Genomic DNA, 21,987 nt, shown 5'->3' with positions numbered 1-21,987 from the left:
ATGACTGCTGTAGCTGTCGAACTCTCTCCGAGGCGTCCGCTCCAGGACGACGGTCCGGCCCAGCGCCTGCCGTACCTCACGCGGCCGATCGCGGCCCCGACCCCGCCCGTCATCGAGATCATCGCCGTCGGCGACCTGGACGACGTCATGGACAGCGTGAAGTGCTCGTGCAACGCGGGCGACGACAACCCGCACTGAACCACCCGCTGATCGCACCTGATCAGTAACGCTCAGGCCCCGGTGCTCTCCGCGTCGGGGCCTGAGCCGTGCAGGGCCGGCGAGTAGGGTGCGGGTATGGATCTGCGCTGGGACTTGCTGCGCCCCGTGATGTGCGTCCCGTATCTTCCGACGCTCGGGCCACTCCACCCCGACGCTGTTTCCGCTGAGCTTCTGGCCGAGGTGTTCGCCGTCGCCGGCACTGGAGAATTCCTGCCGCACGACAAGGACCGGCGGTGGTCCGACCACAAGGACGAGCAAGTCCTGGTGGACGCCGTCGTTCAGGACCAGGCGCGCACGCTGATCCCCACCATCACCGGTCGCGGCATCCTGCGCGTCCATCTCTACGGCGCCTGCGAGCACCGGCAGGAGGCCGAGGAGCTGGCCGCCAAGCTCGCCGCCGGGCGCGACGCGTCTCAAGCCCGTGTGGTGTGGTTCCAGAACGCCCCCGACCCAGTGGCCGCCTCTACCCGTGTACAGCTCCGTACCTTCGACCAGGACGCACCGGCCGTCGAGGGAATCGAGGCCCTCGGCCAACAGCCGGAAGCCATCCGGACCACCTTCCCCGAGTTCGCCGAGAAGTTGGCCGGCGAGGGCTTCGTGTTCCTGCACTCCCGGATCGACAGCGTCGGCCCCGTGCTGGTCGCCGTCCGGGACGAGCACGTAGTAGGCGCGATCGGCCCCATGGAGACCATGGCCGACCCCATCGGCAGGCGACGACTCCTCCCGCAGTACTTCGGTGTTCTGCCGGAATACCGCGGTCTCGGCCTCGGGCGGCTCCTGTGGCGCGCGGCGATGCACTGGGGCAAGGAGTACGACGCCGACTACCAGCTCTTGCAGACAGCTGCCGGGGGCGCATCCGACCGGCTGTGCCGGAGCGAGGGCCTGGCCGACCTCGGATTCGTCTGCACCACCACCGTCTGACGAAGCCCTCTGAAGAAGCCGGCTGAGTGGCGGCCCCCGGAGGTGTGGCGATTGCGCGGCGACCGGACTGCCGGGGACGGCGTTTCCGCAGGTGGCTACCCTGGGGCGCTGCCCCCGGAGGGGCCTCCGACCCGCGTCGGAGGCCCCTTCCGGCCGTTCGGGGCAGGCCCGCTCGGGCGGGCCGCCGCTCCCCTCGTCCCGTCGGGTTCCCGCAGTCACGGCCCCGGGTGCGGAGAGGCCTCCGGCCCGTCCCGCTCGGACAGCAGCCGGGAGACCAGGAGGCGCTTGAGGACCTTCCCGCTGGGGCCCAGGGGCAGCGAGTCGGTGAACTCGACCCGGCGGGGGTACTTGTAGCCGGCCAGGGCCTCCCGGCTCCAGTCGATGATGTCGGCCGCCAGGTCCGGGGACCGCGCGGACTCCGGCCGGGGCACCAGGACCGCGCAGACCTCCTCGCCCAGGCGGTCGTCCGGAACGCCGATCACCGCGGCCTGGGCGACGGCGGGATGCCGCAGCAGCACCTCCTCGACCTCGCGCGGGTAGACGTTGTAGCCGCCGCGGAGGATGACGTCCTTCTTCCGGTCGACCAGCCGCAGACGGCCGTCGGCCTCCAGCACGCCCAGGTCGCCCGAGCGGAACCAGCCGTCGACGAGCACGGCGGCCGTCTCCTCGGGGAGCCCGAGGTAGCCGGACATCACGTTGTGGCCGCGGACGACGACCTCGCCCACGTCCCCCGGGGGCAGCAGCGCGACGCGGCCCTCGACGTCGGCCCGGGCGATGGCGACCTCGACACCGTCGATCGGTGTCCCGACCGTGCCCGGTCGGACGGGCGACCCCGGCATGTTGTAGGCGACGCAGGGGGAGGTCTCGGTCAACCCGTACCCTTCGTACACCGGGCAGCCGAACACCTCGTTGACCCGGTTCAGCACCGGTACCGCCAGCGCCGAACCGCCGCTGTACGCCCGCCGCAGCCGCGGCGCGGGCACCCCGTCGGCGACGGCCGCGAGCAGCGCGTGGTACATCGTCGGCACGCCCATGAACACGGTGCAGCCGTGCCGGGCCATCAGTTCGAGCGCGGGCACCGCGGTGAACCGGGGCATCAGGACGACGGTGGCGCCGACGTGGAACGCCGTGCCCATGAGGCAGGTCTGGCCGAAGGTGTGCGACAGCGGAAGGGCGCAGAGCAGCACGTCGTCGGGCCGCACGTCGAACGGGGCCGCGGCCGTCACCTCGATGTTGGTGACGATGTTGCGGTGGGTGAGCACGGCCCCCTTGGGGCGGCCGGTGGTGCCCGACGTGTACAGGATCGCCGCGACGTCGTCGGGGGAGCCGGCGAAGTGGCTGGGGACGGGCGGGGCCGGATCACGCGGGTCGAGCCGTACGGCGTCGCGGTGACCGGCCCCGACCGTGAACAGCGTGACGCCCGCGGCGGCCGCCGCCGTCGCCCCCTCGTCCGCCGTCGCCTCCGCGCAGACCAGTGCCCGGGCGCCACTGTCGGCGAGCACGAACTCGATCTCGCCGGACCGCAGTTGCGTGTTGAGCGGGACCACGGTGGCGCCCAGGGCGAGCGCGCCGTAGTAGACGACGGGGAACTGCGGCGTGTTGGGGAGCAGTAGCGCGACCCGGTCGCCGGGCCCGATCCCGTGCCGCCGCAGCTCGGCCGCGCAGGTGCGGGCCCGCTCCCACAGCAGCCCGTAGGTGACGGAGGAGGAGTCCCAGATCAGCGCCGGCTCGTCCGGCCGCCGTGCCGCGGTGTCCGCGAGCACGGCGGCCAGTGGCCGTGTCACCGTGTGCCCCCGGCGACCGGGGGCGATCCCTTCCGCTCGGAGGCGCCCGGGATGCCGAGGTCCAGCCAGATCCCCGCGAGCGCCTCCGCGAACTTCCGCACGTCGGCCGTGCTGTGGGTCGCCGACGGCGCGATCCGCAGCAGCTCCTCACCCGCGCGCACGCTGGGGGCGTTGATCGCCTGCACGTAGATGCGGTGCTGGTCGAGCAGCCGCGCCGACGCCTGCTTGCACAGGGCGTCGTCGCCGACGACCGCGGAGACGATGTGCGAGTCGGAGGACCTGAAGGGGATGTCGGCGTCGTCCAGCAGGCTGTGCAGCAGCTGGGCGTTCTCGGCGAGCCGCAGACGTTCCGTCTCGTCCACCCGCAGGTGCCGCACCGCGGCCAGCGCGCCCGCCGCGACGGCCGGCGGCAACGAGGTGGTGAAGACGAACGCGCGGGAGACGGCTCTCACGTGACCGATGAGGTCGCTCGGGCCCGCGATGTAGCCGCCCACCGTGCCGAGCCCCTTGGCGAGGGTGCCCATGACGACGTCGAACCGGTCCGCGATGCCTTCGCGCGCCGCGATGCCGGCGCCCTGCGGCCCGTACATGCCGATCGCGTGCACCTCGTCGAGGAAGGTGGTCGCACCGAAGCGCTCCGCCAGCTCGGCGATCTCGGCGAGCGGCGCGACGTCGCCCGACATCGAGTAGACCGACTCCAGCACGATCAGCTTCGGCAGCTCCGGGTCGGTCTCGGCGAGCAGCCGCGCCAGGTGCTCGACGTCGTTGTGCCGGAAGATCCGCTTGGTGGCGCCGCTGTGCCGCAGCCCGTCGATGATCGAGGCGTGGTTCAGCTCGTCCGAGAACACCACCGTGTCGGCCGGGGTGCCCGCGAGCACCGTCAGCGCGCCGTCGTTGGCGGTGTACCCGGAGGTGAACAGCAGCGCCGCGTCCTTGCCGTGCCAGTCGGCGAGCTCCCGCTCCAGCTCGACGTGCAGGTGGTTCGTGCCGCCGATGTTGCGCGAACCACCGGAACCCGCACCGAACCTGGCCACCGCCTCGTGGACGGCTTCCAGCACCCGCGGATGCTGGCCCATGCCGAGGTAGTCGTTGCTGCACCACACGCTGACCTCGGTGTCACCGGTGGGGATGCGTGCCACGGCGCTGGGGAAGTCCCCGGCGCGCCTGCCGATTTCGAGGAACTCACGGGAAGGTGTCCGGGTGGGCGTCAGGTCGGTCGTGAAGTGCTCCAGATGCGTGGGCATGCTCTCCGCTCCATGGTGGGTTGGGCTTGCTGTCAGACGTGCGACGTGTGCTCCAGCCGCAGGCGTGGCTTGTCGGGCTTCCCCGCCCCGTTCAGGGGGATCTCGTCGAGGACGTGCATCCGCTCGGGGGCGTGCGCCGGCGACAGGATGTTGCCGAGGTGTCCGCGCACCTCGTAGAGGCTCACCGAAGCGCCCCGGCGCAGGGTGAGCGCCGCGTGCAGGTGCTCCAGACCGTCCCGGCCCAGGAAGCCGTAGACGACCGCCTGCGAGATGCCCGGGATCGTGAGCATCGCGCGCTCGACGACCGTGGGGTACACCTTGACCCCGTCGATCTTGACCATGTCGGCGACCCGGTCGAGCAGGTGCAGGTAGCCGTGCTCGTCGAGGTGGCCGATGTCACCGGTGTGGTACCAGCCGTCGCGCAGCACCCTGGCGGTCAGCACCTCGTCGAGGTAGCCGTCCATGAGGTGCGGGGACCGGACCCGCACCTCGCCGACCAGGCCGTCGCCGAGCGGGGCGCCGGTCTCCTGGTCGCTGATCCCGATCTCGACACCGGGGAACGGCCGCCCCACCGTCGTCACCAGCTTCGGGTCGGCGTGGTCCTCGGGCGTCAGACAGCTGATCCTGGCGCTCTCGGAGGTGCCGTACTGCTGGAAGAGGTGCGGACCGATCAGCTTCACGGCCTCGGCGAGGCGGGACGGCGCCGCCGGGCTCCCGGCGTAGTCGACGCGGCGCAGTCCGGCCAGCGCGGCGACCGCCGGATCGTCCGGGCCGAGGTCCGCGAGCCGGTCGAGGACCCGGTACAGGTGACTCGTGGCCATGAAGGTACGGGTCACCGCGTGCTCGCCCACCGCACGGATCCAGGGGTCGGGCGCGAACTCCTCCAGCAGGACCAGCCGGCCTCCGTCGATCAGCGCGGCATCGGCGAGCTGGGCGACCGTCTGGCTCAGCGGGGTGCCGACCAGCGCCGTGATCAGCTCGGCCTCCCGGCCCTGGGCGATGGTCCCGTGGACCACGCTGTCCCAGGACCGCCGGGACTTCCTGATCCCCTTGGGCCGCCCGGTGCTGCCGCTGGTGAACGCGATGGCCGCCAGGTCCTCCGGCGACCAGGGGACGGGCCGGGCCGGGCCCGGGTCGTCGCCGGGCACGACCCGCCCCGGGCCGGGCACACCGGGGCCGATCAGTGGCAGGCCGGCCGCCCGGGCGAGCCCGGCCGCCCGGTCGCCACTGTCCGGATCGGCGTAGAGCACGGCGGCCCCGGTGGTCCGGAGGATCTCCAGCTGGTCGTCGACCGCCAGCATCGCCGCGCTGGATCCCGGGTTGGTGGAGCGCAGGTGCCCGACCGCCGCCCCGAGCAGGTGGGCCGCGTGCCGGACCGCGAGGATGTCCGGGCTGTTCGACGCGGTCAGCACGCCGACGACCGTGCCGCGGGCCACCCCGGACGCGTGCAGCGTCCGGTGGATGCCGGTCACCGAGCGCAGGTGCTCGCCCCCGGTGATCCAGGAACCGCGGTAGTGCAGCACCGGTTTCCCGGGGTCCCGCGCGAGAACGGTCAGCAGTTCGGCGGTGTATCCGCCCGCTGCCGTCCACCACTGTCGACTGTCGGTTGCCATGCTGATCTCTCCCACCGGCCCAAGGGGTTCAGGCGGTCAGGACCCCCGGATGAGGTCGCCGCTCTCAGTTGCCGACGTACTCGGCGCGTACCAGCCAGCTCCGCGAGGGCCCCTTGCGGTCGCGGGGCTGCACCTGGAACGGCCAGTCGTCGTGCGCGGTGCTCGGCTCGCCGGGTTCCTTGACGTCCCGGGCCTTCCAGCCGATCGAGGCCAGGTACTCCTCGGGCTCGTCGGTGCCGAACAGCCAGGGCGTGCCGTCCTCCTCCAGGCTGCGGCGGAACTCCTGGGAGAACGGGCTGCGCAGCAGCGCCTGGCTGACGAAGTCCACGCCCAGCCAGCTGCCCGGTGCCGAAGCCGATCCGAGGACCCGGAGCAGGCCGGTCGCCTGCTCGGGGGTGAGGAAGAACAGCAGGCCCTCGGTGATCCACAGGGTGGGGCGGGTGCGGTCGAAGCCGGCCCGTTCGAGCTCGGGCAGCCACTCCAGGCGCAGGTCGACGGCCACCTCGTGGCGGGTCACCCGCGGCTGTGCGCCGAGCCCGTCCAGCCGGCGGCGCTTCTCCTCCAGCAGCCCCGGGAAGTCGACCTCGTACACCGTCGCGCCGTCCGGCCAGTCGAGCCGGAACGGGCGGGTGTCCATGCCGGCGGCGATGAACACGATCTGCCGGATGCCGTCGTCCGAGAGGATCTCCCTGATGCTCTCGTCGAGGTACCGGGTGCGGATCGCGATGAACGGGGCGAGCCCGCTGCCCCGGTTCTTCTCCAGCAGTTCGAATCCGCGCGGCGCGGCCAGCGCGCGGGCGTAGGGGTCCTGAAAGGTCGAGCTGTCGCCGCGTTCGGTCTCCAACGCCCTTGCCGCGGCTGTCCACTGGGCCGTGTAAGAGACGGCTTCCATGAGTTCCTCCTTGGTCCGGTACGGATCAGGCCGCGACGAAGAACGCCTTCTCGATGGCGGCCAGGGTCTGGAAGTCGCTGATGACGATGTTGTCGAAGTCGATCTCCACGCCGGTGGCGTTCTCGATCACGTAGACCAGCTCGACGAAGGTCAGCGAGTCGACCAGGCGGGTCTCGATGAGGTTTTCCTCGGGGTCGATGGTCTGCCGCTCCGGATGCCGCTTCAGGATCCAGCTGCGGACTTCGTCGATGCTGCCCGTCGTTGCCATGGGTGCTCCTGTTGTCTGGGTTGCGGGCCGTGCACGAAGGGGGGTCGTGGGTGGGGCTCACCGCGAGGCGGCCGGTGCCGGCGGGCCAGGCGGGTTCAGCGGTTCAGGTGGGTCCGGCGTCACGGGATGCGCGGGGCGGCCTCCCGGACCGCCTCCAGCGCCCGCGTCGCGCTGCCGTGCGCGTCGGTCAGCACGGCCAGCCAGCGCTCCAGGCCGAAGGCCACACAGCTGGTGAAGGCGTGGCCGGGTGCGTCGGTGAGCCGGATGCGGCAGCGTTCGCCGAAGAAGTTGCGGTGTGTGTTGACCGACGCGATGGCCAGGTCACCGGCCTGGAACTCGTACTTGACCGGGCTGAGCCTGGACATCAGCGCCCGCGCGCCGTCGTTCTCGAAGAACGGGTCCGCGGCGGCTTCCCGGTCCAGGCCGAGTCCCAGGGCCGCGCCGAACGCGGTGATCCGCCCGGTGAAGTCGGCCAGCACCCGCTGGGTGTGCTCGTAGGACCCCAGGGCCACGATCTCGCGCATCTGGAAGCTGGTCAGCCGGCGCAGCGGGACGTAGTGGTCCTCGTTGCGGAAGCACCGGTTCACCAGGGTCACCAGGGTGTCCTCGCCGAGTTCGGCGCCCTCGAAGAACAGGTAGGCGCCGAAGCAGGTGGCGTGCGGCAGGCCGAGCCGGGGCTCCTGGAGATCGGCCGCGGTGAACCGGCCGTCGGCCGGCTTCGGCGGACCGTCCGTCAGGTCCAGCGGGGCCGCGACCAGGGCGAGGTGCGGGAAGTTCGTGTAGACGTCGAACTTCTCCAGGTCGGACACCGGGTACATCGGCGGCGGCAGGATCTCCCGGGCGCCGGCCGCCCGGCCCCAGCCCGTGAAGACGCGGTCCAGTTCGCGCAGCAGATCGGTCTGGTCGGGGTCGAGGATGGCGAGCGCGCCGGTGTGGGCGGCCCGCGCGGAGCCCGCGGCCATCAGATGATCCCGATCTTCTCGAGGAACCTGGAGGTCTTGCGGAAGACGCTGTGCTCGAACTCCGCCCGGGTGGGCGCGGCCAGCAGCTCCTCGCGCACGGCCAGCGGGTCGGCGAGGCCGGCGTCCCGGTAGACGTGCGGGTTGTACAGCGACTCGAAGCTGTACGTCAGGTACCGGCGCAGGTAGCCGGCGATGTCGGCCAGCTCCTGTTCGGTCGCGTTGCGCTTCACGTCGCCGAACAGCGCGGTGACCAGCTCGCGGCCGAACGCGATGTGCCTGGACTCGTCCTGGTGGTGGATCCGGTTGATGCCCCGGATCGTCTCGTGCAGCCGGTCGTCCAGCGCCATCCGGGAGTTGAAGTGGTCGACCAGCTCCTCGAAGATCAGGATCCGGGCGAAGACCAGCAGGCTCTCCACGTCCGACCTCGGGATCTCGGCGGCCGCCCCGGCCGGCTGCCGGTAGATCTTCCCGCCGTAGCGCAGGCAGAACTCGGCGAAGAACCACATGTGCTCGTTCTCCTCACCGATGAAGTGGTGGAAGAACTTCGACGGCGTCTCGAATCCCCTGGTGTGGATGCGGCGGGTGACCTCGATGAGGAGCTCCCGGATGCCGTGCACGTTCAGGCTGTAGAAGTTGATGCTCTCGGCCTTGGAGAGCGCGTGCAGCTGCTGCTCGGTCAGGCGCCCGGCGAGGGAGGTCCCGTGCGTGGTGGTCAGCTCGGGGCTCATCCACCACATGTCCTCCGGCAGGCTGTCGGGCCACTCGAAGAGCCGGTAGGGGTTGTAGTAGTCGTCGATCGACTTGTTGGTCAGCCGGTCGAGGATGTCCAGGAATCGCTGGTCGGAATTGATCAGGTCGCTGACCATGGTGTGCCGCTCCATTCGGGACGTTTCATGCGGGGACGCCGCCGGCCGCCGATCCGGCGGTGGCCGGTGACCGGTCGGGAACCGGCTTCCCGGCCGCCCGGTCGCGGTCCGCGTCGACCAGGCGCGGGGGGTACAGGATCCGGAGCGCCGGTCCGGTCATCACGGTGGTCAGCACCGCCATGAGCACCATCAGTGAGTACAGCCGCTGGTCCACCAGGCCGAGTTGGAGTCCGGTGGTGAGAATGATCAGTTCGGTGAGCCCCCTGGTGTTGACCAGCGCGGCCAGTACCGCGGAGCGGCGCCAGTCGAGCCCGGACCACCGGGCGCCGGCCGTCGCGCCGAGGTACTTCCCGCCGACCGCGACCAGCATGATCGCGCCGAACTCGGCCAGGCCGGACACCCCGAGCCGGGACAGGTCGACCTGCGCGCCGGCCACCACGAAGTAGACCGGCAGCAACAGGTACTCGGCGAGCAGGCCCAGCCGGTGGCCGGCCGGCTCGTCCAGCCCGCCCGGGCCCGAGGGCATCACCAGGCCGAACAGGAACGCGCCGAAGATGAAGTGCAGGCCCAGCCACTCCGTCGCCGCGCCGCAGCCGAACAGCCCGATCAGGGCCACCACGAACGGCTCGCGGAGCCGCCCCTGCCGCGTCCGCCGGCCGGCCCACCGGGCCAGCAGCGGCCGCAGCACGCCGAACACCAGGGCCAGCATCGGAATCATCAGCAGCAGCCGCCACTGGGTCTGGCCGGAGGCCACCATGACCGTCACGGCCAGCGCGGACCAGGCGATCAGGTCCCCGATCGCGGCGCTGGCCAGGGCGATGCCGGCCACCGGGGTGGCCAGCATCCCGCGGTCCTGGACGATGCGGGCCAGCACCGGGAACGCCGTCACCGACATCGCGGTGCCCATGAACAGCACGTACCCCGGCGATCCTCCGCCGGACGGCACGACCACGAACGCGGCCAGCAGGCAGGCGAGGGCGAACGGCACCACGATCGAGCCGGCCGTGGTGGCGAGGACGACCCCGGTCCGCCGGCGCGGCGGATGCCGGGTGAGCTCCTGGCCGATCAGGAACAGGAAGAGGGCGATCCCGAGGTTGCCGAGCGCGCGCAGCACCAGGTGGATGTCGGCCGGGAAGAGGGCGCGTTCCACCGCGTCGGGCATCAGGGTCGGGCCGAGCAGGATGCCGGCCAGGATCTCCCCGATCACCGAGGGCTGGCCGAGCCTCGTGGCCAGTGAGCCGAGCGTCTTGGCCACCACCAACACCACGGCGAGCACCAGCAGGAGCGTGATGCTCTGGCTGGAGGTCACTCCGCCCCGACGGCGGGTTCGACCAGCCGCCGGATGCGGAGCTTCGGCTTCAGTTCGAGGTACAGCCCGCCCACGGCCTTGTCCGGCGACGAGGGCATCGAGTTCATCGCCTCGTTGTGGCCCGCGAGGATGCCGCCCTCCGTGTCGAGGTCGCCCTGGGAGCGGATGCGGTCGGCCACCTTGTCCAGCGCCGCGGTGCCGTCCTGGCTGTCGTCCAGGTCCTCGACGCCGGTCACGATGTGCAGGAACGACTCGTACAGGTTGAGCATGTGCCGTTCGCGCCGGGTCAGCTTGTCCGCCTCGAAGAACTGCGACTGGCGGTTGTAGCTCTTGTAGAAGAAGGACACCACCACCAGCAGCCGTTCGTACGCCTGCCGGTACGCCTTGGAGAAGAACGCCTCGGCCTCGTCCTCCGACAGCTCGCCCGCCACGACGGCGGAGATGGACGCGGCGGCCAGCAGCGCGCTGAAGGTGGCGAGGTGCACGCCCGTCGACAGCAACGGGTCCAGGAAGCAGGCCGCGTCGCCGATCATCATGTACCCCGGGCCGGTGAAGCGGTCCGAGATGTACGAGTAGTCCTGCTCGACCTTGAACTCCGGCAGCCGCTCGGCGCCCTCCACCATCTCGGCGACGCGCGGACACTGCGAGAGGGCGTCGAAGTAGAGCTCCTCGATGCCGCCCAGCCGCTCCCGTTCGGCGGCGAACGCCGTGCGCTTGGCCACCAGGCCGATCGAGTGGGTGCCGTCGTGCAGCGGGATCGCCCAGAACCAGCCGTAGGGCACCGAGCAGACCGCGATCGCGCCGGCCGGACCCTTGTCCAGCGGCTTGACCCCCCGCCAGTAGGACCACACCGCGACGTTCTTGAAGGCTTCCTGGTAGCGGCGGTTCTTCAGGTACTTGGTGGCCATCACACCGGACCGGCCGGACGCGTCGACCAGGAAGTCGAACGCGATCTCGCCGGTGACCGACCGGTCGTCGGTGGAGGCCCAGTGGGCCTTCACGGGCCGTCCCTGGTCGAATTCTATCTCGGTGACCCGCACGCCCTGCCGAACGTTCACGCCGAGTTCCTCGGCGTTGTTCAGCAGAATGTGGTCGAATTCGGACCGGATCACCTGGTAGCTGTACCGGCCGGCGCCGCTGAGGTGGTCGAAGTTGAGGTCCCAGTTCTCCGGGCCCCATTCGAAGTACGCGCCGTCCTTGCGGACGAAACCGTGGTTGTCGACCTTCTCCCGGACGCCGAGCAGATCGAGCACGGGAAGCACCGAAGGCAAGATCGACTCACCGATGTGGTACCGCGGGAATGTCGAACTCTCCAGCAGGGTCACCTGGATTCCCTGGCGCGCCAGGAGTCCGGCGGCGGTACTCCCGGCCGGCCCGCCGCCGATGACCAGAACCTGAGTTTGCTCCCCCATTATCCGCTTCCTCGTCTCGAATTCGACGTCAAACTTCGGACGTGGCTGACGCTAGGCTTCGGCCCTCGCCGATCGCAACAGCCGGAAGCGGGTGGCCGGAGGTGGCCACCCTCCGCTTTTCCGGGCGATCGGCAAAAGCCCTGACCGGGGGGATATGGTGAGCGGCGGCGACCGGTATAGCGATGGGTTGCCCCGCGCCGGCCGAATGCGGTCGGCCACTTGCGGCCACCGCCGGCGAAGGCCCTCCCCCCGGTGCGCGGAAGACGGCGGACCAGCGCCGGGAAACGAATCCAGAAAGGACCGTCATTGAGCACGCACGAGAATGCGGCGAAACCGGCTCTGGTCACCACGACCTCGGGCGTCGTCGCGGGAAGCGTCCATGCGGGAGTCGTGTCGTTCAAGGGGATCCCGTACGCGGCGGATCCCTACGGTGCCAATCGTTTCGAGCCGCCGCAGCCGCCGCAGCCGTGGGACGGAGTGCGTGAAGCATTCGAATACAGTGCCTGCGCGCCGCAGCCCAACACCTATTCGCTCGTGGACGCCACACCGCTCTACCCGTGGGACACCGACTGCCTGACCCTCAACGTCTACACCCCCGACCCGGGGGCGGCCCGGCTGCCGGTCATGGTCTGGATACACGCGGGCGGTTACGTCTCCGGCAGCGCCGCCACCTCCCGCGCGGACGGTTCGGTCTTCGCCCGCGAAGGTGTCGTCGTGGTCGCCATGAACTACCGGCTCGGCGTGGACGGATTCCTCTCCGTTCCGGGCGGCACCACGAACGCGGGAATGCAGGACGTGGTCGCCTCGTTGCGCTGGGTGCGCGACAACATCGCGGCCTTCGGCGGTGACCCGGACGCCGTGACGGTGTTCGGCAACTCCTCGGGCAGCGCCATCATCGCGGCGATCGCCGGGACGGCGGCCGCCGAGGGGCTCGTCCACCGGGCCATCCTGCAGAGCCCCTGCCCGTCGCTGGTGGTCGGGGCGGAGGAGGGGGCCGCCGTCGCCGAGCGCGTCCTCGCCGACCTGAACGTCGACGGCGACGTGCGCGACATCCCGCTCAAGGAACTGCTGGGCCGGCGCCACCGCGCCCTGGACGTCCGCTTCCGCGACGCGAACCGCTGGCACCCGTACACCTACTGGTTCAGTCCCTTCATCCCGGTCGTGGACGGCACGCTGTTCCCCGACGCCGACCTCGGTGCGCGCATCCCGTCCTCCGTCGACCTGCTGATCGGCACCAATCGGGACGAGTCGCGCTACTTCCTCATGCGCAACGGGCAGTTCACCTCCGCCACCGAGCAGGACCTGCTCGACGCCCAGCGCGCGTACGACGTCCCGGAGGAGTGCCGCGCCGCCGCCCGCTCCCTCTACGGGCACCTGCCGCTGGGAGAACAGCTCGCCGAGACGGTGACCAACTGGATCTGGCGCGGCCCCACCATCGAACTCACCCGGCTGCACGCCGAGTCCGGCGGCAACACCTTCGCCTACGAGTTCGCCTGGCAGGGGTCGCCGGCCTTCGACGGCCACTACGGCGCGGCGCACTTCCTGGAGGTGCCCTTCCTCTTCGACCAGTTCGACGACCCCGCCTTCGCCCCCCAGGTCGGCCCCGACGCCCCCGTCGAGCTCGGGCGCGCCCTGCGCGACAGCTGGATCGAGTTCGCCAGGAGCGGCAGCCCGGGATGGGCCCGCTACGACGCCGCGGAGCGCTCGGTCATGACGTTCGACACCACCTGCCGCGTGGAGACCGATCCGCGCGAACAGCACCGTGCCGCCTGGGACTCCCGACTCGCCGTCCCCGCCTCGTAGATGACCATGCCGACGCCGAGGCCCGGCGTCCCGTCCGGAAGTGTCCTGATGCGCAGCCTGATCATCGACAACTACGACTCGTACACGTTCAACCTCTTCCAGCTGATCGCCGAGGTGAACGGGCACGAGCCCGCCGTCCTGAAGAACGACGACCCCGTGCTGACCACACTCGACCTGGCGGAGTTCGACAACATCGTGATCTCGCCCGGGCCGGGAAGCCCGCGGACCGCCCGCGACCTGGGGCACGTCAGGGAGGTCCTGGAGCGGGCCGAACTGCCGGTGCTCGGAGTGTGTCTGGGCCACCAGGCGATCGCCCACGGAGCCGGGGCGACGGTCGACCGCGCGCCGCAGCCGCGGCACGGGCACCTCACGAAGGTCCGGCACGCGGGAGACGGACTGTTCAGCGGCGTCCCGCAGGACTTCACCGCCGTGCGCTACCACTCGCTGCGGGTCGAGGAGCCGCTGCCCGAAGCGATCGAGGCCACGGCCTGGGCGGAGGACGGCGTCGTGATGGCGATCCGGCACCGCACCCGCCCCCAGTGGGGAGTCCAGTTCCACCCCGAGTCGATCGCCTCGGAGTACGGCCGCGAGATCATGGCCAACTTCAGGGACCTCACGCTCGCCCGGGCCGGGGCGTCCGGCGGCCCGGCCCGCCGGCCGGTGCGGGAGTCGACGGTGTCCGCCGCGCCGGCCTCCCCGGCGGGCCCGGACGAGGACGCCTACCAGCTCCTCGCACTCACGCTGCCGGGCGCCGTGGACACCGAGGCGGCGTACACGGAGCTGTTCGGGCTGTCGGAGTACGCCTTCTGGCTCGACAGCAGCCGGGTCGAGCCGGGGCTGTCCCGGTTCTCCTTCCTCGGTGACGCCTCGGGCCCGCTGAGCGAGGTGCTGACCTACCGGCTCGCCGACCGCGCGGTGCTGGTGCGGAACGCGGCCGGCAGCCACCGGGAGAGCGGCACCGTCTTCGACGTCCTGGAGAGCCGCCTCGCCGAGCGCAGGCTGACCGACCCGGGGCTCCCGTTCGGCCTCACCGGCGGGTACGTCGGCTACTTCGGCTACGAGCTGAAGGGCGACCTCGGCTCCGTCAACCGGCACAGTGCCGAAACCCCCGACGCGGCCTGGATGTTCGCCGACCGCCTGATCGCCGTCGACCACGAGCACGGGGCCACCCACGTGGTCGCGCTGCACCGCGGCGACCCGGAGACCAGGCGGTCCGCGCGGAAGTGGCTCGACAGCACCGCCGCCACCCTGGCCTCGCTGCTCGACGGGCCCGACGCGGCGGCGGAGACCCCCGACGCGGCCGGCGACGGCACCGATCCGGCCCCGTGGCTGTCCCGGGAGCCGGACGGCTACCTCCGCGACATCGAGGCGTGCCGCGACGAGCTGGTCGCCGGTGAGAGCTACGAGATATGCCTGACCAACAAGGTCAGGATCCCGTTCGCCGGCGACAACCTGACGTACTACCGCAGGCTGCGGGCCGCCAACCCGGTGCCCTACGGGGCACTGCTGCGGCTCGGCGAGGTCACCGTCCTCAGCGCCTCGCCCGAGCGCTTCCTCAGGATCGACGCGGATCGCGTGGTGGAGACGAAGCCCATCAAGGGAACGGCGCCCCGCGGCACCGATCCCGCCGATGACGCGCGACTGGCCGCCGAACTCGCGAACAGCGCCAAGACGCGGGCCGAGAACCTCATGATCGTCGACCTGCTGCGCAACGACCTGGGCCGGGTCTGCGAGGTCGGCGGGGTCGAGGTCCCGAGGTTCATGGCCGTGGAGTCCTACGCCACCGTGCACCAACTGGTCTCCACCGTCAGGGGGGTTCTGCGCCCCGGGGTCGGCGCGGTGGAGTGCGTGCGGCACTGCTTCCCGGGCGGCTCGATGACCGGTGCGCCGAAGCTGCGCAGCATGGAGATCATCGACGGTCTCGAAACGGAGGCGCGGGGGATCTACTCCGGTGCGCTCGGGTACCTCGGGCTGACGGGTACGGCCGATCTCAGCATCGTGATCCGCACCGCGGTACGTCACCGCGACGAGCTGAGCATCGGCGCCGGCGGGGCCATCGTCCTGGACTCCAGCCCGGCCGACGAACTCGACGAGATGCTCCTCAAGGCCCGGGCCTCGTTGCGGGTGCTGCCGCCGCAGCCCTCGGACAGCGGACGGCGCCGACCGTGACCGACCCGCTGACCCGGCGCTGGCGGTGGTCCGAGCCGGACGGCGTCCTCCTCGCCGAGCCGGCCGGCGGGGGAGTGGACGTCATCGACTCCTGGCTGGTCACCGACGGCAGGGTGGTGGCGCTGGACGCCCACCTCGACCGGTTCACCTCCGCCTGCGCCGCCCTGTTCTCCGTACCGGAGCGACGCACCGCGGCCTTCCTGCACGCCGCCGTCCGGCGCGTTCCGGCCGTCGGCCGGTGGTTCCCCCGGGTGGAACTCACCCTCCTCGACGGCGAGCCGGGGTTCCACCTGTGGCTGCGGCCCGCACCGGTCCGGGGCGAGGCCGTCCGGCTCTGGGCGTACGACGGCCCCGATCGGCGGCGGCGGCCGGCCGTGAAGGGGCCCGACCTGGACTGGCTCGCGGACGTCCGGGCGGCGGCTCGGCGCCGGGGCGCCGACGAGGCGCTCATCCTCTCCGCGGACGGCAGGCTGGTCGAGGGGACCACGACCAGCCTGCTCTGGTGGGACGGTGACACCCTGTACGCCCCCGACGCGGCCCGTCCGGACCTGCTGCCGAGCGTCACCCGGAGGACCCTGCTGGGGCTCGCGGCCGCCTCCAGGACCCGGGTCGCCCACGCGTGTCCCCGCCCCCGGGAGCTCGCCGGGCTCGAAACGTGGGTGGTCAACGCGCTGCACGGCATCCGGCCGGTGCGGGAGTGGGTCGGATCCACCGCGGTGGCCGGGCCGGCACGACGGGCTCCGCTCTGGCAGGCGCGGCTGGACGCGCTGGCGTCCGCCGTGGGCCAGAGCCCGGCGGTCGACTGAGAACCGTCCGCCGATCGGACCCAGGACCCTTGCTGCGCAAGGCGGAGGAGGCAATTGTTCGAAAGTCCCGAACTATCGAATTATGTGCTACGTTCATCCACATGAGACCGCTGCCCGAGCCGGCATCCGAGAAACTGACCCTCGCGTCGGTGCTGTACGCGCTCGGTGATCCGGTCCGTCTGGAGCTGGTGGCGTGCGTCTCCACCAGCCCCGGGATGGCCTGTTCGGGCGCCGGCCTGGAAGTGCCGAAGTCGACGCTGACCAACCACTGGCGCATCCTGCGCGAGGCGGGCGTGGTCAGGATGGCGGTCGACGGCCGATGCCGTCGCGTCTGGCTGCGCACCGACGTCCTCGGCACCCAGTTCCCCGGCCTGCTCGACATGGTCCTGCGTCTCACCGAGAACGAATCCACACCCACCGCCGTTCACTGACGGCGACGCGCAACGCACTTGCCTACCCACAAGGCTTGACGGGGGTCTTGCCATGGATTTCGCAGTGATCGCAGCCACACCGGAACGAGACCACCAGCCGGACTGGCCCGACGGGGCGGCGGTCCGCCGGGCCCGGGACGCGCTGGCCGGGGCAGCCCCGCTGGTCACCGCCCCGGACATCGACCGCTTACGCTCCCGGCTCGCGCAACCGGCGTTCGTCCTCCAGGCCGGCGACTGTGCCGAGACCTTCCGTGACAACACACCGGCGTCGGTGGCGGACCGGGTCGCGCTGCTGCGCGCCATGGCCGGGGAGATCGCGGGAGGATCCGGCCGGCCGGTGGTGACGGTCGGCCGGATCGCCGGCCAGTACGCGAAGCCCCGTTCGGCGCCGACGGAAGGCCGCTCGGGGATCACCCTGCCGTCCTACCTCGGCGACGCCGTCAACGGCGAGCACTTCTCGGCGGCACGACGGACCCCCGATCCCCGGAACCTGGTCCACGCCCACGAACACTCCAGGAAGACCCTCTCCTACCTGGCGGGCTCGGGGGTCTTCACCTCCCACGAGGCGCTCCTGCTCGACTACGAGCGGCCGCAGACCCGCCCCGCCACGGCCGAGGGCCGCTTCTACGACCACTCGGCCCACCTGCTCTGGATCGGCGAGCGCACCCGGTCGCTGACCGGACCCCACATCGACTTCGCCGCCGGCATCGCCAATCCGATCGCGGTGAAGATCGGGCCGACCGCCACCCCGACGGTCCTGACGGGCCTGCACGCCGTGCTCAATCCGGACAACGTTCCCGGCCGGCTGGCCTTCATCTTCCGGATGGGCCACCGCCGGGCGTACGACCTCCTCTACGCCATGCTGAGCCGGATCACGGCGGAGGGCTGGACGGACCGGGTCATCTGCGACCCGATGCACGGCAACACGGTCGTCAGCCCGGCAGGGGTGAAGACACGTGTGGTCACCACCGTCGAGGCGGAGACCCGCGCCTTCTTCGGTGCCTGCAACGACACGGGAGTCACCCCGGGTGGGATCCACCTGGAGGTGAGCGGCGAGGACGTCAGTGAGTGCGTCGCGACGGACATCGACGACGCCTACCTCGCCACCGACTACCGCAGTGCCTGCGACCCCCGGCTGAACCCGGGGCAGGCTTCCCGTCTGGCCCGGCTGGTGGGCGAACTGCTGTCGCCGCACCGGGAGTCCACTCCGCTCAGGGAAATGGCGATGTCCGGCACGTAGGCGTCCGCGGCGGGCTCAGGAACCGCCTCCCCGATTTCCACGCTCACGGCGAGGCGGACACCGCCTCGGCACGGGTCTCGTCGGGCTGCCCGCTTCCCGCGGGCGTCCGGCGGGAACCGCACGCCTGCCGTGCAGCTGGAACCTCAGCTCCCGCTCACCGCGGGATCCACCGAACTCGGAAGTGCCCGAAGGGGTTTGCTGTGTCCGTAGAAGCTCGATCAAACCGATCGGTCGTGCTCGCCATGGCCTGCGTGGGGCAGTTCATGGTGCTGCTCGACAGTACTATCGTGGGTGCGGCGCTCCCCGACATGCAGAATCGACTGCACACCGACCTGTCCGGACTGCAGTGGATCGTGGACGCGTACGTCCTGCTGGTCGCGATGCTGTTGCTGTCCGGCGGCGTCTTCGCCGACCGTTTCGGCCGCAAGCGGATCTACCTGTCCGGCGTGGTCGTGTTCACCCTCGCGTCCGTGGTGTGCGCCCTCGCCCCCTCGCTCGACTGGCTGATCGCCGGGCGTGTGCTGCAGGGCATCGGAGCCGCGGCCCTGAGCCCGGGTTCGCTGGCCCTGATCGCCGCCGCCTATCCCGTTCCGCAGGAGCGGGTCAAGGCGATCGGCCTGTGGGCCGGCATCAGCGGAATCGGCCTGGCGGCCGGACCGCTGGCCGGCGGCATCCTGGTGAACGCCTTCGACTGGCGTTCCATCTTCCTGGTCAACGTGCCCATCGGCGTGGTGCTGCTGCTGGTGGCCCTGCCCCGCCTGCGCGAGTCCCGCAACGACAACGCCGCGGCCATCGACGTCCCCGGAACGGTCCTCTCCATCCTGGGCGTCGGGGCGCTGACCTACGGGCTGATCGAGGGCGGCTCCCAGGGCTGGACCTCGGGGACCATCCTGGGCAGCTTCGTCGCCGCGGTCGTGCTCATCGTCGCGTTCCTCGTGGTCGAAGGACGCAAGTCGGCGCCGATGATGCCGCTGCGGCTGTTCCGGAACCCGTTGTTCACGGTGTCCAACTCGGCCATGGTCATGGTCGGTTTCGCGCTCATGGGCTCGGTCTTCTTCTTCTCGCAGTTCTTCGTCACCGTGCAGGGCGCCTCCGTCCTGGTGGCCGGCCTGGAGACCCTGCCCACCTCGCTCGGCATGGCGATCGTCAGCCCGTACGCGGGCCGGCTGGCGGCCAAGTACGGCTTCCGGGTCGTGGTCACCAGCGGTCTGGTGCTGGCCGGGCTGGGGCTGCTGACCCTGGGCTTCGTCCACGCGGACACCGGGTATGTCAACGTCTGGTGGCGCCTGGCGATCATCGGCGCGGGCTTCGCCCTGACGATGTCGCCGCTGACCGGTGCGGCCATCCAGTCGGTCAACCCGCAGGAGGGTGGTCTCGCATCGGGCATCAGCAGCACCTCACGGCAGATCGGTGCCGTGCTCGGCGTGGCGGTGCTCGGTGCCATCGTCACCGGCAGGCAGTCCGGCGGCGCGTCCTTCGAGGCGGGCCTGGACAGCGCCTTCCTCACCGCCGGGGCCGTCTGTCTGCTCACCGCCGTCGGCACCGGCCTGTGGCTGGTGAAGTCCAAGCCCGCGGACGTGGTCGCCCCGCAGCCGGAACGGCAGACGCAGAGCGTCGACTGACCCCTGTCCCGACGCCGTCCCCCCGCCCGTGGCCGCCCGCCCGGCGGGGGGACGGCGACCCGCTGTACCGAAGGCCCGGCGGCCGCACCGGCCGGGCCTGCCATCGCACTGATCTCCGGAAGTGCCGTTCGCAGGAGGGCACTGTCCGGGAGCCGGGCCGGCCTCCACCCTCAGGTGGCCGAAGGCACCCGCCGTCGCCCGTCCCTGGGTATCTCCACAGAAAGGCGTCACACCTCTGATGAGCAACGTCGAGGCAAACCCGATCCACCCGCACGGTGTGTGCTCCCCCGGGTGTACCGCGCCGAGCGGTCCCGCCGGCACGTCCCTACGGCGTCGGACATGAGGCAGGAAGCCGCCGCCATCGACGCCTTCGCGGGGGCGGCGTCGGACATGAGACAGGAAACCTCCGCCATCGACGCCTTCGCGGGGGAGGCGCCGGACACCGCCGCACGGCTCCGGCACCGGCTGGAGAGCATCCAGCCGGATGTGGACGACGAACTCATCGTCCACGTCTACGAGTTCACCCTGGCCCAGCAGTCGGCCACGCTCGCCCGGATATCGGCCGCGCTGCACGTCCCGATGGCCGACGTCAGGCGGGCCGTCGACCTGCTGTGCGAGCTGAAACTCCTGTGGTACTCCCCGACGTTCGAGAGCTTCAGGGCGATCTGCCCGGAGGCCGCGCAGAACGAACTGGTCATCCCCCTACAGCAGGCGGTCAACGAGAAGCGCCAGGAGCTCGCCGGCATCCACGAACGCCTGCACACGATCTCGGGCATCTTCAGCACCCTGAAGACCTCGCGCCAGCGCAACGACAAGGTCGTGACGCTGCTCGATCCGCAGCAGGTGCGGATCCACCTGACGGACTCCCTCCAGCACTGCACGTCGGAAGTCCTGGCCATGCAGCTGTTCGACGCCGAACCGCGGCTCGCCTTCCAGCCGTGCGAGCTGGCGAGGATGGCGCACCGGGTGCCGTTCCGGCTGGTCACCCCGCACTCGGCCCGGGCCAAGGCGCTGTCGAGGACCCGGCTCCGCCAGGTGCTCGATTCCGGCGCCCAGGTCCGTACCACCAACCAGATCTTCGACGACCTCGTCCTCGTGGGCGACGACGTGGCCTACGTGACGCACCAGGCGGAGGACGGGGAGATCCCCAGCACCATCGTCGTCTACGAGCCGATGGTCATCGGCCTGCTGCACCGCATGTACGAGTTCGCCTGGCAGTCCGGCATGGACTTCGACGCCGACGTCGTGTCCTACGGGGAGACGCTGCCCGACCTCAGCGCGGGGATCATGAGCCTGCTCGCGCAGGGCCTGAAGGACGACGTCGTGGCCCGCCGGGTCGGCATCGGGTCACGGACCTTCCGCCGCCACGTCGCCGGAATCATGGACAGCCTGGGCGTCTCCAGCCGGTTCCAGGCCGGGGTCGTCGCGGCCCGGGCCGGACTCATCGACGGTGAGGCGGCCGGAGGTCCCGCGCAGCTGACCTGACGGCCGCGGCAGAGAACACGGACAGGGCCCCCGGCCGCGACAGCGTGCCGGGGGCCCGGCGCGGCGTACTCCGCGTCCGCCTTCCCGGGCGCCCCGGAGGCGCCCGGGCCCCGGCGGACGGGCCGGCCCTTCCGCCCCTTCCTCCCCGCTGCCCGGCGCGCGGCCCCGTCAGGCGGGGCGCGCGCCGACGGCGTCGCGGATCTGGTCGCCGAGGCCGCCGTTGACGCGGGCGCAGTTGGCGCAGCAGAAGAACATGCCCGCCACCTCGACGCCGTGGCCGACGATGCGGACGTCGCACTGTTCGCAGCGCGGGGCGAGCTTCTCCATCGCGCACTCGAAGCTGTCGAAGGTGTAGGTGTCGCCGGTGACCGTCCTGATCTCGAAGGCCAGCCAGTAGTCGTTGCCGCAGGTGACGCAGATGGCCATGACGGCCGTCTCCTTCCGGTGGGGGCGGCGGCCGGGAGCGGCCGCGCGGTCACTCCCAGTCTTGGAGCCTGCCGGGGAGACGGCCACTCGGCGGCGTCGTCAGACGGAGCGGGCGGCGAGGTCCTCCAGGGCCCGGACGGCGCGGTCGGCGTCGTCGGCGGCGACGAACAGGTGGTCGTGGTGGAAGCCGGCCACCACGTTGCAGCTGATGCCCTCCTCGGCGAGCCGGCCGGACACGGCGGCGGTCAGTCCGACGGCCTCCAGCGCCGAGTGGATCCGCAGGGTGATCCAGGCCGCCACGTACTCGTAGCGCAGCCCGAGCGCGTCCGCCTCCTCCTGGGCGACCACCACCGTCATCCCCTCGGGCTCGGCGACGGTCACCACCGGCCGCATGCCGGCGGGCACCCGCGTGGGGAGCGTGCAGTAGACGTACCGCCCCGGGTCGAGCCGCGGGCTCATCCCGCGCAGCAGCGTCGCAAGGTCTCGTTCTGCGGCCATGCCCGCCACCGTAGCGG

General features: G+C 71.3%; 20 protein-coding genes. 9 read left to right on the top strand and 11 right to left on the bottom strand.

Annotated features, from left to right (window positions below):
* Nucleotides 1-198, top strand: a complete 198-nt coding sequence (locus ACZ7C5_RS20140; RefSeq protein ID WP_401078584.1) for a hypothetical protein — start codon at nucleotides 1-3, stop codon at nucleotides 196-198.
* A gap of 96 nt (nucleotides 199-294) precedes the next feature.
* Nucleotides 295-1,140, top strand: a complete 846-nt coding sequence (locus ACZ7C5_RS20135) for a GNAT family N-acetyltransferase (RefSeq protein WP_470323134.1) — start codon at nucleotides 295-297, stop codon at nucleotides 1,138-1,140.
* Between the two features lie 215 nt (nucleotides 1,141-1,355).
* Here the strand turns inward: ACZ7C5_RS20135 and ACZ7C5_RS20130 are convergent, their stop codons facing one another.
* The 9 genes from ACZ7C5_RS20130 to ACZ7C5_RS20090 form a co-directional block, all read right to left on the bottom strand.
* The gene (locus ACZ7C5_RS20130) at nucleotides 1,356-2,924 is read right to left on the bottom strand and encodes a long-chain-fatty-acid--CoA ligase (protein WP_470323133.1); all 1,569 of its coding nucleotides are present in this window, start codon (nucleotides 2,922-2,924) and stop codon (nucleotides 1,356-1,358) included.
* On the bottom strand, nucleotides 2,921-4,168 hold the full coding sequence (gene hemA, locus ACZ7C5_RS20125; RefSeq protein ID WP_470323132.1) for a 5-aminolevulinate synthase: 1,248 nt from the start codon (nucleotides 4,166-4,168) through the stop codon (nucleotides 2,921-2,923). The genes ACZ7C5_RS20130 and hemA overlap by 4 nt, the downstream gene beginning before the upstream one ends.
* Nucleotides 4,169-4,200: 32 nt before the next feature.
* Complete coding sequence (locus tag ACZ7C5_RS20120) at nucleotides 4,201-5,781, bottom strand: class I adenylate-forming enzyme family protein (protein ID WP_470323131.1); 1,581 nt, start codon at nucleotides 5,779-5,781, stop codon at nucleotides 4,201-4,203.
* A gap of 64 nt (nucleotides 5,782-5,845) precedes the next feature.
* Nucleotides 5,846-6,673: a class I SAM-dependent methyltransferase gene (locus ACZ7C5_RS20115; protein ID WP_470323130.1), complete on the bottom strand. Its 828-nt coding sequence runs from the start codon at nucleotides 6,671-6,673 to the stop codon at nucleotides 5,846-5,848.
* A gap of 25 nt (nucleotides 6,674-6,698) precedes the next feature.
* Entirely contained in the window at nucleotides 6,699-6,941 is a 243-nt protein-coding gene (locus ACZ7C5_RS20110; RefSeq protein ID WP_401078600.1) for a phosphopantetheine-binding protein, read from the bottom strand.
* A gap of 119 nt (nucleotides 6,942-7,060) precedes the next feature.
* On the bottom strand, nucleotides 7,061-7,903 hold the full coding sequence (locus ACZ7C5_RS20105; RefSeq protein ID WP_470323129.1) for a class-II aminoacyl-tRNA synthetase family protein: 843 nt from the start codon (nucleotides 7,901-7,903) through the stop codon (nucleotides 7,061-7,063).
* Nucleotides 7,903-8,769, bottom strand: a complete 867-nt coding sequence (locus ACZ7C5_RS20100; RefSeq protein WP_401078604.1) for a diiron oxygenase — start codon at nucleotides 8,767-8,769, stop codon at nucleotides 7,903-7,905. Before ACZ7C5_RS20100 ends, ACZ7C5_RS20105 begins: the two co-directional genes overlap by 1 nt.
* 25 nt (nucleotides 8,770-8,794) lie before the next feature.
* Entirely contained in the window at nucleotides 8,795-10,078 is a 1,284-nt protein-coding gene (locus ACZ7C5_RS20095) for a cation:proton antiporter (protein WP_401078606.1), read from the bottom strand.
* Complete coding sequence (locus ACZ7C5_RS20090) at nucleotides 10,075-11,490, bottom strand: NAD(P)/FAD-dependent oxidoreductase (protein WP_401078609.1); 1,416 nt, start codon at nucleotides 11,488-11,490, stop codon at nucleotides 10,075-10,077. Before ACZ7C5_RS20090 ends, ACZ7C5_RS20095 begins: the two co-directional genes overlap by 4 nt.
* Nucleotides 11,491-11,742: 252 nt before the next feature.
* Between ACZ7C5_RS20090 and ACZ7C5_RS20085 the strand changes: the two genes are divergently transcribed.
* From ACZ7C5_RS20085 to ACZ7C5_RS20055, 7 genes are all read left to right on the top strand, one after another.
* Nucleotides 11,743-13,293 (top strand): carboxylesterase/lipase family protein, encoded by a 1,551-nt coding sequence (locus ACZ7C5_RS20085; RefSeq protein ID WP_401078612.1) that lies wholly within the window; start codon nucleotides 11,743-11,745, stop codon nucleotides 13,291-13,293.
* A gap of 48 nt (nucleotides 13,294-13,341) precedes the next feature.
* Complete coding sequence (pabB, locus tag ACZ7C5_RS20080; protein WP_470323128.1) at nucleotides 13,342-15,462, top strand: aminodeoxychorismate synthase component I; 2,121 nt, start codon at nucleotides 13,342-13,344, stop codon at nucleotides 15,460-15,462.
* A complete protein-coding gene (locus tag ACZ7C5_RS20075; protein WP_470323127.1) occupies nucleotides 15,459-16,268 on the top strand; it encodes an aminotransferase class IV in 810 nt (269 codons plus the stop codon). Before pabB ends, ACZ7C5_RS20075 begins: the two co-directional genes overlap by 4 nt.
* Before the next feature lie 101 nt (nucleotides 16,269-16,369).
* Entirely contained in the window at nucleotides 16,370-16,699 is a 330-nt protein-coding gene (locus tag ACZ7C5_RS20070; RefSeq protein ID WP_470323126.1) for an ArsR/SmtB family transcription factor, read from the top strand.
* Nucleotides 16,700-16,763: 64 nt separating this feature from the next.
* Nucleotides 16,764-17,939, top strand: a complete 1,176-nt coding sequence (locus ACZ7C5_RS20065) for a 3-deoxy-7-phosphoheptulonate synthase (RefSeq protein ID WP_470323125.1) — start codon at nucleotides 16,764-16,766, stop codon at nucleotides 17,937-17,939.
* 242 nt (nucleotides 17,940-18,181) lie between these two features.
* Complete coding sequence (locus ACZ7C5_RS20060) at nucleotides 18,182-19,561, top strand: MFS transporter (protein WP_401079769.1); 1,380 nt, start codon at nucleotides 18,182-18,184, stop codon at nucleotides 19,559-19,561.
* Between the two features lie 339 nt (nucleotides 19,562-19,900).
* A complete protein-coding gene (locus tag ACZ7C5_RS20055) occupies nucleotides 19,901-21,046 on the top strand; it encodes a LuxR family transcriptional regulator (protein ID WP_401078628.1) in 1,146 nt (381 codons plus the stop codon).
* 168 nt (nucleotides 21,047-21,214) lie between these two features.
* Here ACZ7C5_RS20055 and ACZ7C5_RS20050 read toward each other — a convergent pair whose 3' ends face one another.
* Together ACZ7C5_RS20050 and ACZ7C5_RS20045 are read right to left on the bottom strand one after the other, a co-directional pair.
* Nucleotides 21,215-21,472 carry a hypothetical protein gene (locus ACZ7C5_RS20050; protein WP_049658025.1) on the bottom strand — a complete coding sequence of 86 codons (258 nt, stop codon included), beginning with the start codon at nucleotides 21,470-21,472 and terminating at the stop codon, nucleotides 21,215-21,217.
* 99 nt (nucleotides 21,473-21,571) lie between these two features.
* Nucleotides 21,572-21,970, bottom strand: a complete 399-nt coding sequence (locus ACZ7C5_RS20045) for an ACT domain-containing protein (RefSeq protein WP_188296051.1) — start codon at nucleotides 21,968-21,970, stop codon at nucleotides 21,572-21,574.
* Between the last annotated feature and the right edge of the window lie 17 nt (nucleotides 21,971-21,987).

This window comes from Kitasatospora sp. NPDC036993 (assembly GCF_055607525.1).
This window is presented reverse-complemented; position numbering and strand designations above follow the sequence as displayed.